Genomic DNA, 12,085 nt, shown 5'->3' on the forward strand with positions numbered 1-12,085 from the left:
TGCGGTGTCTTGCCAAGTACAAGGCACCGGACAGTGCCAACATAATCATCTATCACACACAGTGAGGAGATTGTGCGGCAACCAGATCGCCCAGCATCGTTTACTGATGGCAATCAGCCGCATATGATGCACTCACTGAAAGCACATCAGCCCCAACGGCCTTAGCAATGGAAGCTAATAGTGAATATCTGCGCTCTCGACATCGCGCTTCTCAAGCCCGGCAGCTTGTTGCTATCGCGGTCACATCCGTACACGCCCCTCACCTCACTAAATGCCATGTGTGCCGCCGAATCGTTTGGGGGGGGCACGCAACTGCAGCGGTTCTCAACCGTTCAGAATAGCCGGCTCCAATCCGACAAAGAACGCTGAGCGCTATATATGAAACTTCATGAAGTTAAGGCTCGCGAGTTGAACGGTAGAGATACCATTCACCGATTTAAGGCCCAATTCAAAGCCGCAAGCCTAGAATGCTTAGCACTCCTCGAAGACCGCGCCATTGAGCGAGTCTTTTGCGACTACCACGAAGATTACGTGGTAAAGTTTGTGGATGACGGGGAGATTTACTACCGCTTCGTACAGGTCAAAACAAAGACAAAGCAGAACCATCTTTACAATATCCTAGAGATATTTGGTATCAAGAAAACCAAAAAAGACGGCCATGATTTACCCAACAGCTTTGCCGGCAAGATGTTGTTGCACGTAGATAACTTCGGTGACACCTGCCACTCTCTCGTCATCTTAACGAACATCAACTTCGACGATGATGTCGAAGGGTTGGTCAACGATGCACAATCCGGCAATGTTGTATCCAAGCACACGGCAACGCTCATAACTGAAACTAAAAAGCTTGTACCAAGTCTGGCAGTAAAGACCGACAAAGAAGTTCTCGACTTCCTGTCCCACCTAAAGCTAGTGCCTCGCCAGCAAATCCTGAACGAAGACGACGACAACTTCGTATCAAGCGCACATAGTCAAATTTACAAATACAGTGAAATCAATTTAACTCCGAAGGAGATTCGGCTTCTGATCATTCAGCTTCTTTCACTAATAGAAAGCAAATCATCAGAAGAAATAAAGGACAGCATGACCGAGGATATGCTTAATGATAAAGCGAGTGTGACCCTAGATGACATGCTCGACATCCTTGCCATTTCTCGCCCGGCCTACTATCTCCTCAGAAACGGCGGCGACCCAAATGCTATTAAAAGTGTTTCGATTCTTCAGCGCGTATTAAAGCGAAACAACTATAAGGAAGAAACGCTTAACTCATTTGCAAACTTCAAATCGCAGTGGGAAACCTGGTATCGAGTTAACAGGCACACAATCCAAGAGCTAAAACTACTTGAGCTGATGGGTGAAATAACAACCCTGACAGACAACCTGGCTGTCGGAAAAATAGACATGAAGACAATTACAGGCGCGGTCGTCAAGCTAACAACTAATCTTCGCACGCTATTAGGCCGCAATGACCTAACTGAAGAATTAGTTTTTGGAGCCGTACTGTCCGAAATCGTGAAAGGAGAGTCTTCATGAATTTTCGTGAAGCTGTGGCTGCAGCAAGCACTGAGTCCCAAAGTCTTAATTTCTCGTACTCGCCAAGAAACAGGTCTGACGTTTTGGGTAATGAAACTTTATTTCATATCCCGTTAATCGCATTGACCATAATTTTACTCGCGCGTAGCCAAGCAAAGCCTAAACGTAACGACATTGGTATGTTGGTTGGGCAGTGTTTTGAACAGAGCATTGCCAGTTTCAAGGGTTCAACTCAAGAGCTAGGTTGGTCTGCGAACTTAAGAGTAAGAACAATTAAGGCGCTGACATTCTTGGAAGACGCTGGTATGGTTGTTGTTAACAAACACAACTCTTGGATCGATGCCGCAGAGCCTGGCAAGAAATTCATAGACAAAGTTATGAGCGAGGAAAGCCACCTTTGCGTGGCGCTCCTAACCATCAAAAGATCATATAGAAATATCTGCAAAGAACGAGACATCGAGGCCAAACTAGATGAAATTTGAATCCCTACAGTTCTTTGCAAGCCATGCTGGTGGATGGGGCTCTCAGGAGCTGAGGTTTGGTAAATCTGTTACTCAGCTATTTGCCCTTAATGGAAGTGGGAAAACACCGCTAATCCAATCCATCATGTTTTGTCTCGGACTAGACGTCCAGTTTCGTGATGACATCATTCGGAATACTGGAAAGGTCGTCCTGCGAGTAAATATAAACACTAACTTACTTTCCTTTGAGCGGATGGTAGGAGAGAAATACGACATCACCGTTAGCAGCGACGGCAGAACTATCAATCGCTTCTATAATGATGAAGACTTTTCCAGGTTCATGCTAGGCCTCTTGAACCTAAGATCTGAGCGTCTGACTACCAATAGTGACACCGCTACAATTCCGTATTTCTCGGCGATACTGCCACTATTTTATCTAGACCAGGACACCGGTTATTCTGACTATTACGTTCCGCCGCGACATAGCTTTATCAAAGCTCAGTATTCCGAAATGATTCGCCTAGCCGTGGGCCTCCCTGCCAGAAGCTCATTCGACGCGGCCAAAAAGACGATTAATCTGAAAAAAGAGCTCGACTACTTGGATAAGACTATCACAGATAGCCGTAAGCTCATGGAGAGGCTGCGACAAGACCTCCCAGCCGCTCCGCGACTTGAAGCGGATATTGAGCGTGGTATTAACTCACTCAAAGCTCGTCTTGATGAGTTGAAGACGACCAAGGACATTAAAAGCGAGACATTAAACAGCTTCGACTTCTTGATTACCGATCTTCGTCGCCAGCACCGAGAGATAGCCTCACAGCATATAACCCTAGAGTCGAGGATTCGCAGTTCGTCTCAAATACGAGATGAGATCGAAAGCGAAATCGAGACCCTGGATTTGAATGAAGAAGCTCGCCGTGCATTCATTTCTTTTAGCGAAATATGCACAACCCCCTCGTGCGGAATGTTTCTCGTCAGCTCTGACTCGTATGGCAAAAGCCTGCTTTATCTCAAAGATCAGATGAAAGATCTGGAAGCCGTGACCTCCGCAAATATACAGCAGGCTGAAGCTCTGCAGACCAAGATGACTTGGCTAGAAGGACAAATCGCTGATCTTTCCGCAAAGAGAGGGATTGCAGAGCGCGAAGCAGGGATTGAGATGTTCATTGAGGCGATCAGTAAAATTGCCTCCGAACTCTTCGAGTTAGAGCTCGAAAAAGGTCAACAACAGAAATACAAGAGCCAAGAAGGTAAGCACCTCGAACTGCTGAATCGGCGAGAGGCGGTTCAAAACGAGCTAGAGTCTCTCGGAAAAACCAGAGAGCAATCTCCGGATGTAATGCGATTCAAGCTCGCGTTAGCCGAGAAAATGGCCCGCTGGCTCGACATCCTAAACTCCAAGAACATCTCCAGAGAGATCCAGATCGACAGTGATCTGAAGCCAATTCTTGGCTCTGAGAAGCTTGGGATCATCAAAGGAAGCTCTAAGGCTCGTACGGTGCTCGCATTCCACGCTGCGCTATTTGAAATTTGCACCGGCAATCCAATCTCTCCCTTCCGAACATTGATATTCGATACCCCTCGGCAGCAGGAGATTCACTCAGAGGATCTGGATGCGTACATCAAAGAGCTCAAAGTAGTGGCTTTAGAAAATAACGCTCAGGTTATCTTCTCGACTACCAGCTACCGCTTCGAGATCGACCCGGCGACGGATGAAGAATGGCTTCCAAAGTTCGGTGGTTTTGAACAGCCAATGTACCTCGGATATTTCAATAACACTCTGGACTCATAGTCTTTAGTTCTCCGAACTGACCCAGCAGTACGGCCTATCCCCCGCACTGTACAGGTGCTCCATGACAGCTTTGGTTCAGCTTCTCAGCTTTATCGGCTAAGTTGTTCTTTATGAAGACAGTAGTTCAGGCGCGACCTTGAATTGCACGTTAGTTTGTAGACGCTAAATGGCTGCTTTTGGCCGGTTTCTGCCTCTCACCACGAGCAGAAATCGGCTAAAAGAAGACGATCAGCCATGCCTGTAGCTGCCAATATCAATCTGTTATGGCTTAAAAAAATTCTGTAATTTCAAGCATGACTTCGTTGTAGGAATTCTTCGAATGTATATGGCCCATGCTCTGGCTCAAACGCATCTGCAAATTCCAGATGGGTGCAATACGATTCGGCTAGGCTTTCATTTCCTTCTGGTGGCATGAAGTCAACGTCCATTTCTCTCATGATTTCGAATACGGGCGATTTGTAGGGGTTGGGTATGTACCCCTTGATAAAAGCTTGATAGAGAAACACCCACTGCCGATCTTTTTGATAAACATCAAGTTCGCTTAGGGTTTCGAATGCTCGTTGTAGGTTCTCTGTCCAGCCTGTTATTTGCATCAATATACACATTGACAGGCAGTCTTGAGAATGGATAACTGCCGCTTCAGCTAACGTATTAAGGGCCAGCCCATGTTTACTGATGAAGTGTAAAGGCCAGCACATTCCATCCGATCGCCCATTTTTGGAGTTCTCGATTATGATTTGGTTTAGCCTTTCTTCGTAGTCAGAGTGTTGAATTTCATGTTTTTCGAAGATTATCCCCAAGTAGGGCAGTAATAGTGGGTAATGCCAGCTCAAGTTTGTCACATAGTCAGTGATGACTCTGATCCAATCATTATCAAGCAAGTGGATTAGTTGCTGCATGGCGTATTTTAATACACTGCCATCCGGTGTTTGATTGTTTAATGAGATCGCATACTCTAAAAAGTGTATAGTGTCATCCGTTTCGTACTTCTTGCCTTCGCCAACTTTTTGAGGGAGTGCGGCATGAAGTTTTGCTACCCAGTCGGTTTGTATTGCAGCGGGCAATGGTTCGACTTTGGTTTTCGATAAATTTAATGAGAATTTGAACTTTTTCAATTCGCTGGCAAGTTTTTGCAAAAAGCGTTCGGCCTCCGATGAATCTTTGCAATAGCACACATAGTCATCAACATATCGGGCAAATTCATATCCTTCTTCACGTAGTCTCTCGTCTACTACACTTAGTATGAGTTCGACGATGACGGTCGACGTCGCCGGTCCGATTGTAATGCCCTGAGTTTCAAGGCGTCGTGTATTCCTTTGCCACTTATCCAAATCTTTAGACCAGTGCTTGTTGACGTTGTCTTTAACCCCAAGCTGCCTTTTGGCTTCTTTTTCGCCCATCCCCGCCCATTCAATAGCGTGCGTATAAACAGAGTTAAAGCAGCTTGCAACGTCCGTATTCACCAAGTAACGCTTGCCGAATGATGTCTGGCTTTTCTCCAGAACTTTCTCTCGAAAGCTGTCGTAGTTCATCACTACTAATCGCTTGTCAACATGAAAGTATGGTTTGATTTTGCTACTTTCGTTATCGCAGATTCCCCGCATGTGCTCCCAGTTTTCAGAGATACATTTTGCAAGCCGCCCATACGCCTGCGGATGGGGAATTCCTAGAAGTCTGGGCACGTTGTTGTACCTAGTGGAAGCATATTCAACAAAATCAAAGCCCTTTGAAGGCCTTCCTGTCTTATTGCTCTCTGGGTCCTTTGCACGTTCATCGCATGCGTCTGGCTCCTGAATGATTCGAAGAACCACTTCGGGTGTGAATCGTCTGGAATTGAAGATCGGTGGAATCTCGCCGACGCCCTGCTTTTGATTCGGGAAGTAGTTGAATCGGGTTAGCGCTTCAAACACAAATCGTTCGTCGTCCATTATGTAACCTGTCCTATTTAATGAAGTAACTTGTGTGGATCCATGCTCGTTTGTGTGCTGAAGGTACCGTACCCAGATATCTGGGCTTACCTTTCAGGTGAGTAGGGTAGTCGAAGAATCTGTTACTGGCAGCGTTGCCGACATTGCACGCCCAGGGTTTTGGATCTGCTTGATCGTAAGTAAGCAGGTGATGTTCTCATCGTGACGATACTCGGCCGGTCGAAGGTCTGCTTTGGCCGATTCTGTTGAAAAAGTCGGCTTCGGTTTCCACGGCAGAAAAGTACGCGCTTGAGATTGAAATCCTTACTTTGAGCAGAGGATTCCGGGCTCAGATTTCGCATAGCTGCGTGCAAAAAAGGCGTCTTCAGCAGTCAGTATGCGAGCAGTTTGGAAGGACCGACTTTTTCAACACAATCGGCCGAAAGCAGCCCTTTAATCAATGCGTTGGTGGGACTGAACAGTTAAACCTGTCGGCTCAACCAATTCCCTATAGAGCAGGCAGCGGAAGCCGGATAGGCTTCCACGTGCGTTAACTCCGGCGCTTCAATTGCTGATCGATGAGACTCAGCTCTGCTTTGATCGCGTTTGCGGTGAGGTTCTGTATCGCTGTGCTTTTCCCCCAGCGAGAGCCCATGAGCTTGAGCAGGGCGCTCAGATGGGTTTTTCTTGCCTTCAGAGTTTCGGCACGACTGGAGTTGTTCTGCATGGCGGTGTTCATACTGCTGGTCCTTGTGCATTGTTTAAACAGCCCACACATGTGGGCTGTTTCAGGTGGACAGGTCGTTACATGGCCAGCACGTCTTGCACGCTGTACTGCCCCGCGCGCTCCGAAAGGTCATGCGAGGTCCAACTGCCAAAGTTCTCGCCTTGCTCTGGAACGTCCAACTTTCGCAAGGCGACAGGATCTCGGTTAATCATGCGGTGGGCCGCCCAAAGCTTTCCGCCGATATCAAGCAACGCTTGAGCTGCCTCATTCCATCTCTCCTCGAGAACCAAGGTCGCGAGGTACAGCGAGTCATTCTGGATTTTTGTGTGCTCTTGTTGGGCTTCTGAGATGTGTTGGTCGACTGTGGTCAACTCTTGTTCCAGAGCCGTGATAATCAGCTGCTGACGACGGTTCTGCTCGGCTACAGTCGTAAGGTTTTTCGCGGCCTTTTGAGCGTCGACATTGGCAGTCTTCTCACCTTCTGCGTCGCCCCAAGCTACGGCTTGGGCATAGGCCGTCGCCGCTTCTGTCTCAGCCTGTCGAGCCTTTGCCATTTCATCTGTCGCTTGCTGGCGGATCTGACTCAGCCGGGTGCTAAGGCTCTGGCGCTTTTCGTTGAGTTCCTGCTCGTCGGCTTTCCAAGTCGCCATTGCATCAACGTAGCCCGCCATCAGGGTTTCGTAATTCGCGAGCTTTTCACGACGATGGATTTTTTGATTCAACCTATAGATCTCAAAGTCCAGAGAATCAAACTTCCTTTTTCGCTCTTCATACTGATGCTGTACTTCTTGTTTCCTGCGTTGGTCAACGACCTCGGCGCTTTGCAGCGCAGTCTTGAGCGGAAGCATTTCGGTTTTGACATTTTCCATTTCGAGGATTAATTGTTCGCGGCGATCTGTCAGTTCTTTGAGTTCATTCATTGTCTTGTCTCTGTGCAATTCGTTTGGGTTGGTTGAGCGGCTGGCGAGGCCGGGAATGAGCCGGCGCTACCTCGATCAGTAGGGAGGCCGTCAGGCAGCCCGAGCCTCGCTCTCATCCGTTCCCGGTATCGTCTTCACGATGTAGCAGCGTTGCGGGCCTAGACCGGGCAACCGGACCAAGCTCGATGCCTTGCCGTCGCTACCCGGTTCCAGCACACCCCGGTGCAGCAGCTCCTTGTTCACGGCGTTGATGTTCATGCCCCGGAATATCTCGGAGCGCCATGCCTCGGGCAGCACGTAGTAGGTATGGGTGGTGTGCATGGTGTCCCCCATGCCGTGCTCCAGGGTTTTACGGAACCCCAAGCGGTCAATAGTGCGGGGCCCGTGCTCATCGATCTTCGCGGCGGCGGTTTCCCAGCGGGTGAAGCGGCTTTCACCAAAGCGCTCGATGATCTGGCGAAGGCGGGCCAAGATCGCATCACCTTCAAGGTTTCCGGCGCCGCCACGCTCATTCAGCCATGCGCTCAGGCAGACGCGTGCCGCCGTGGTCGCGGTGCCGTCGGGCCAACCGGTGACGCCGAGAGCGGTAGCCAGCTCTCCGGCCGCTGCGGCTAGACCAAAGCGTGCAGCGGCTCGGTGTGCCTGTCCGCTGGCCGAAGCGGGGAGAGCTTTGGCGACGAACCCTTCCAGAGTCCGACGAAGGATGGTTGACCATCCATGCATCTTGCCGGGCTCGCACAGGGCCGCCAGGAACGCGGTGAGAGGCGTGCCGTAGTATTTGGCTACCCGAGCTTTGAGTGCGTCAGAGAGAGCCGCTGCGTCATCGAAACCACTCAACACATCGAACATGCCCAGGCCTTTGCTGGCATCGGCTGGCACGGCCAACATGCGCACTTCCATACCGGCTTTCAGCTCCTTGTTGGCCTCGGCCATGTGCTGCGCCAACGTCTTCTCGCCGGTCGAGAGAAACAGTAAGCGCCACTCCTGTACCTGTCGGCCCGCTTGTCCTCGATCATTGGCGCGAGCCTTACCGGTGCCATTGCCCAGCATGTACACCGTTTCGCCGATGATGCGCGGGTCGCACATGCCGATTTCATCCAGCACCAGGAGCCCGTCTGAGTGGGCGGCAGCGATGGATTCCAGGGCGTTGTCTGTCGAGCGCCAAGAACGCACCACACGCGGCCCGCCATAGATCGAGGCGGCCACTTGCAGGTGGGTGGTCTTGCCACCGGAGCTGTCGCCATAGAGGTGAAACCCGCCTGATTCGTGACCGAGCATATTCAACAGCGGTCCCGCAAAGGCCACGCTGACGACGAACGCCAAACGATGGTTGCCTACGCACAGCGCGCCGATGTGCTCTTGCCATTGCTCCAGCGTGCCAGACTCGCTGATCGGTGGGAGTTGTGCCCCAGCCTCATAGAAGTGCAGATGTTCGTCATGCGAGCCGATCTGCCGTTCGGGCAATAGGAAGGCATTGCCGTGCCAGCCCAGCCGAGTGACCAGGCGAGCCCGTTGCGCACTGTCAAAGCCCTGCAAATAGCTTTGCAGGTCGTTGCGTGCATTGCGTCCTGAGCGGCTGCCCGCCAGACGTAAGCCCATGTCCACAAGGGGGCCAAGTACGTCCTTGCCAAAGTCGCCGGTCATGGTGCGGGCCGGAATGTTCCAGCGCTTCTTCTGGCCGTCCGGGTCGTCGAACTCGACCAGCAAGCCCCAGTTATGCCCCTTGCCGTCACGGGTGCGTGCGAGGATCTCCAGAGGCGAACACACAGGCCGCGCTTCGCCGTCGTCGCCGGAATAAAACACGCCTTCTGGCGTCAGGCGAAAACCACCGGGCAGCAGGTCGTTTTTTGGTTTGGCGGGCCGCTTGGTTTTGGGCTGCACCTTTGTTTCGATTTCTCCGGCCGGAGCGGGAGCGGGTGCCGAGCCAAGCAGTTCGCCAGTGCGCTCCAGCTCGGCGAGGTGGGCCGATGTCCAGCCCTTGGCGAGTGCGTCGGCTGCATCGTCGCCATCGTCCCATTGACCACCTTTGGCAAAGGTCGGTTTGCCATTTTTCAGCGTGGGCTTGCGTTTGAAGACGTCCAGGGCGATTGCTTGCACTGAGGCGGCGCCGATTTCACGCAGCTTTTCCGCGACGGCCTCCATGCAGCTCTGACCGCTGGAATCGTTGTCCGGCCACAACAAGACCGCCCGTCCTTTGAGTGGCGTCAGGTCGGCCTTGTGCCAAGAGTTGGAACCGTTCGGCCAGCAGGTCGCCATGTAGCTCGGCATCAGCTCGGCGGCAGCGTCGGCGGCTTTCTCACCCTCGCACAGTACGACTGGGGCATCGAGCCGTTGCGACAATTTGTCCAGGTGCAGAAGAGGGCGCGGATCGGGCAGTCCTTGCCAACGCCATTGAGTGGTTTGGCCGTCGACGCGTTGGCACCAGGTCAACGGTGCAAAGACTTTTCTTGGCTTGCCTTCTTCGTCCGGCCCAAGGTCGAAGCGATAAAGCGCCATGAGGGGCTGGCCTTGCGCATCGCGATAGATCCACACCTTGGAGGGCACGCCGTGTTGCCGGTGCTTGGCCGGGCACTTGTTCATGGCCTCGACCGGGATCGGTTGGATGGCGATCCATTCTGGTGCTTTGTTTTTGCTCGGTGTGGGCTTTGATTGCGCGGCGCCTGCCGATACGTGCAGCAGATCCGCCAGCTTGTTGCAGGCTTCGACGTCTGTGCCGCCTTCGAGGTAGCGCACCAGGTCGATCAGGTCGCCGCCTTTGTCATCGGTAGCAAAGTCCGCCCAAGTGCCTTTGCTCAGATTGACCTTGAGCGACCCGGCACGTTTGTCCGTGCGGGTCGGATTGGGGGCGGTGTATTCCTTGCCGCCATCGACACGCTTGCCGTTGGGCAGCCAGTGCGCAAGGACGCGATCAATGTCCTTGAGTGCGGCGCTTTTCACGTCGGCAAAGCTGGGGCGTTTTGTTGGTTTGTTCGTGCGCTGGGTCATGTATCGGCCCCCGGCATAAACATCGCATCGTTCACGTCATCGATCAGGGCTTTTGCCATTTCGCCAAGGTAAAGCGCGCACCAACTGTAGCGCTCGCCTTTATCGCTCATGGCGGCATCAAGGGAGAGTTGATTGGCGTAATGCTGGAGGAGCGAAACCGTTTCGAGCGCGTCCTCAATGGGAATGCCCGCATTCACCCGAAACACGCCCTGGCCGGAAGTTTTATTGAAGAAAGACGCTCGGCCTAGTGTGGTGTGAGCGCTCATACGGCACCGCCTTTCTGATCCATCGGAACAGACGTGGTGTCACCGTGCAGGGTCAGGGTTTTGATCAGTCCCAGGGTGCCCCGGACATCCCAAATAACAGCGGCCAGGACATGATTGGCTAGGCGTGGTCTGTCGCTTTCGCTTTCGAAATGGTCCTCAAGCAACATCAGCACGGACTCTGCGCGGTTGATCGCACAGGTGATTGCATCAACCGGGACACCCTTCTCGATGTCTTTGCTGACGCAGAGAAGGTCTTCAGGCAAGGCGAAGCTGAGGGAGGCGTTCATTGGGCACCGCCTGCGGCTTCGAGAGCGCGAGCTTTGACCATATGGGCGTTGTAACGGGCAAGACGAGTAGCGAGGCTGGAGTTGGCGTGTAAAGCGGCGAGAGCCATTGCACGGTGTGCAGCGGCGCGAATTTTGGACGGATTGAGGGCGTGGTGCATTTGTGAAGGCTCCTTTTGCTGAGGAGCTGCCACCGCTTGCGGCCAAGCAAGGAAAGGTGACAGCTGTACGCGGGTTGGCCGACCGGGGCAAAAGGGACCCGGCACACCCGAAGGTGTCCCACGCACAGCCGCCATAACACGATACGACGGGCACAAAAAAAGCGCCTGCTATCGGATGGAGGGCGCTTGTGCGCCTTTTGCAATTCGGACGGCCAAGTCCGGTCGCTGATTTTGCAGCGACGCCCAGAGAGTAACGTCCGTTTTTCGAAAGTGCAACCATGGGGGTGTCTTGCGGATTTTTCGGGTGTGGCATAAATTGTTCGGGCATGTAGATTTACCTCAACGCCTCCGGATCGCCCCCGGAGGCGTTTTCGTTTCAGGCATTGACTTCCCAGCGCAGGGAAACAAAGGGCAAGAGGTCGCCATCTAGGCAGGCGCGTGCATCTTCGTAGGCATCGATTTGTTGGCCTTCGTCAACGATGATTGCTCGGGGCGCTTCGCAGGGAACTGACAATGCGCACCAGATACCATCTGCCCATCGCATCACCATCACGTCCCGTTTCAGGCGTTTTTGCTCTGTGCGGTAGCGCTCCAAGCGTTGCATGAGACGAGGCGAAAAGCCGATCTGCCGAAGAATGGAGAACGGGTGCATCAGGGCTTTGTTGGCGATCTTGCGGCTCATGCGGCCACCTGATCACGGGCCTCGATGCGGCTACGTGCCCATGCTTGAACTTCAGATAGAACCCAAGCCACGGGCGCACCGCGAGCATTGCTGTTGCTCAGTTTGACTGGCTGAGGAAAGCTACAGTCGGGGCGCTGCATGAGCTTGTAGATAGTGGAGCGCTTCATTCCAACGATGCCCTCCAACTCTCGCATTCTGATCAGAGTCGAAGATGCGTCAAAGTGTGATGGGGCGTTGGCGGGTGACTTGCGGGAAAATTCGGTGACAGAGGTATTCATAGGTATTGCTCTCGATTGGTTTGGACTGACGAGAGCAATGATCTAGGCGGTGAAGTGCGGTGAGCAGTTCACTTCCAATTGAAATTTCA

General features: G+C 52.4%; 11 protein-coding genes. 3 read left to right on the forward strand and 8 right to left on the reverse strand.

Going from position 1 to position 12,085, the window contains the following annotated elements:
- Positions 1-378 precede the first annotated feature (378 nt).
- Genes M1D68_RS04385 through M1D68_RS04395 form a run of 3 tightly spaced genes read left to right on the forward strand, consistent with a single transcriptional unit; the run spans position 379 to position 3,786 of the window.
- Positions 379-1,533 carry a dsDNA nuclease domain-containing protein gene (locus M1D68_RS04385; RefSeq protein ID WP_457969407.1) on the forward strand — a complete coding sequence of 385 codons (1,155 nt, stop codon included), beginning with the start codon at positions 379-381 and terminating at the stop codon, positions 1,531-1,533.
- Positions 1,530-2,015 (forward strand): hypothetical protein, encoded by a 486-nt coding sequence (locus M1D68_RS04390; RefSeq protein ID WP_457969409.1) that lies wholly within the window; start codon positions 1,530-1,532, stop codon positions 2,013-2,015. Before M1D68_RS04385 ends, M1D68_RS04390 begins: the two co-directional genes overlap by 4 nt.
- On the forward strand, positions 2,005-3,786 hold the full coding sequence (locus tag M1D68_RS04395) for a hypothetical protein (protein ID WP_457969411.1): 1,782 nt from the start codon (positions 2,005-2,007) through the stop codon (positions 3,784-3,786). The genes M1D68_RS04390 and M1D68_RS04395 overlap by 11 nt, the downstream gene beginning before the upstream one ends.
- A gap of 287 nt (positions 3,787-4,073) precedes the next feature.
- Here the strand turns inward: M1D68_RS04395 and drt4 are convergent, their stop codons facing one another.
- The 8 genes from drt4 to M1D68_RS04435 form a co-directional block, all read right to left on the reverse strand.
- Complete coding sequence (gene drt4 / locus M1D68_RS04400) at positions 4,074-5,714, reverse strand: antiviral reverse transcriptase Drt4 (RefSeq protein WP_457969413.1); 1,641 nt, start codon at positions 5,712-5,714, stop codon at positions 4,074-4,076.
- A gap of 529 nt (positions 5,715-6,243) precedes the next feature.
- Positions 6,244-6,432 (reverse strand): hypothetical protein, encoded by a 189-nt coding sequence (locus tag M1D68_RS04405; protein ID WP_457969415.1) that lies wholly within the window; start codon positions 6,430-6,432, stop codon positions 6,244-6,246.
- 65 nt (positions 6,433-6,497) lie between these two features.
- Positions 6,498-7,340: a chromosome segregation protein SMC gene (locus tag M1D68_RS04410; protein ID WP_457969417.1), complete on the reverse strand. Its 843-nt coding sequence runs from the start codon at positions 7,338-7,340 to the stop codon at positions 6,498-6,500.
- Between the two features lie 90 nt (positions 7,341-7,430).
- On the reverse strand, positions 7,431-10,325 hold the full coding sequence (locus M1D68_RS04415) for a DUF927 domain-containing protein (RefSeq protein WP_457969419.1): 2,895 nt from the start codon (positions 10,323-10,325) through the stop codon (positions 7,431-7,433).
- Complete coding sequence (locus tag M1D68_RS04420) at positions 10,322-10,591, reverse strand: DUF3077 domain-containing protein (RefSeq protein ID WP_009045449.1); 270 nt, start codon at positions 10,589-10,591, stop codon at positions 10,322-10,324. The genes M1D68_RS04415 and M1D68_RS04420 overlap by 4 nt, the downstream gene beginning before the upstream one ends.
- Complete coding sequence (locus M1D68_RS04425) at positions 10,588-10,878, reverse strand: hypothetical protein (RefSeq protein ID WP_046063904.1); 291 nt, start codon at positions 10,876-10,878, stop codon at positions 10,588-10,590. Before M1D68_RS04425 ends, M1D68_RS04420 begins: the two co-directional genes overlap by 4 nt.
- A gap of 534 nt (positions 10,879-11,412) precedes the next feature.
- Positions 11,413-11,718, reverse strand: a complete 306-nt coding sequence (locus M1D68_RS04430) for a hypothetical protein (protein WP_123351176.1) — start codon at positions 11,716-11,718, stop codon at positions 11,413-11,415.
- On the reverse strand, positions 11,715-11,996 hold the full coding sequence (locus tag M1D68_RS04435) for a helix-turn-helix transcriptional regulator (RefSeq protein ID WP_457969421.1): 282 nt from the start codon (positions 11,994-11,996) through the stop codon (positions 11,715-11,717). The genes M1D68_RS04430 and M1D68_RS04435 overlap by 4 nt, the downstream gene beginning before the upstream one ends.
- Between the last annotated feature and the right edge of the window lie 89 nt (positions 11,997-12,085).

This window comes from Pseudomonas sp. R4-84 (genome assembly GCF_054130985.1).

Excerpts from the sequence above, each read along its gene's own strand:
- M1D68_RS04385 (WP_457969407.1), top strand. The coding sequence starts at position 379 with ATGAAACTTCATGAAGTTAAGGCTCGCGAGTTGAACGGTAGAGATACC.
- M1D68_RS04390 (WP_457969409.1), top strand. The coding sequence starts at position 1,530 with ATGAATTTTCGTGAAGCTGTGGCTGCAGCAAGCACTGAGTCCCAAAGT.
- M1D68_RS04395 (WP_457969411.1), top strand. The coding sequence starts at position 2,005 with ATGAAATTTGAATCCCTACAGTTCTTTGCAAGCCATGCTGGTGGATGG.
- drt4 (WP_457969413.1), bottom strand. The coding sequence starts at position 5,714 with ATGGACGACGAACGATTTGTGTTTGAAGCGCTAACCCGATTCAACTAC.
- M1D68_RS04405 (WP_457969415.1), bottom strand. The coding sequence starts at position 6,432 with ATGAACACCGCCATGCAGAACAACTCCAGTCGTGCCGAAACTCTGAAG.
- M1D68_RS04410 (WP_457969417.1), bottom strand. The coding sequence starts at position 7,340 with ATGAATGAACTCAAAGAACTGACAGATCGCCGCGAACAATTAATCCTC.
- M1D68_RS04415 (WP_457969419.1), bottom strand. The coding sequence starts at position 10,325 with ATGACCCAGCGCACGAACAAACCAACAAAACGCCCCAGCTTTGCCGAC.
- M1D68_RS04420 (WP_009045449.1), bottom strand. The coding sequence starts at position 10,591 with ATGAGCGCTCACACCACACTAGGCCGAGCGTCTTTCTTCAATAAAACT.
- M1D68_RS04425 (WP_046063904.1), bottom strand. The coding sequence starts at position 10,878 with ATGAACGCCTCCCTCAGCTTCGCCTTGCCTGAAGACCTTCTCTGCGTC.
- M1D68_RS04430 (WP_123351176.1), bottom strand. The coding sequence starts at position 11,718 with ATGAGCCGCAAGATCGCCAACAAAGCCCTGATGCACCCGTTCTCCATT.
- M1D68_RS04435 (WP_457969421.1), bottom strand. The coding sequence starts at position 11,996 with ATGAATACCTCTGTCACCGAATTTTCCCGCAAGTCACCCGCCAACGCC.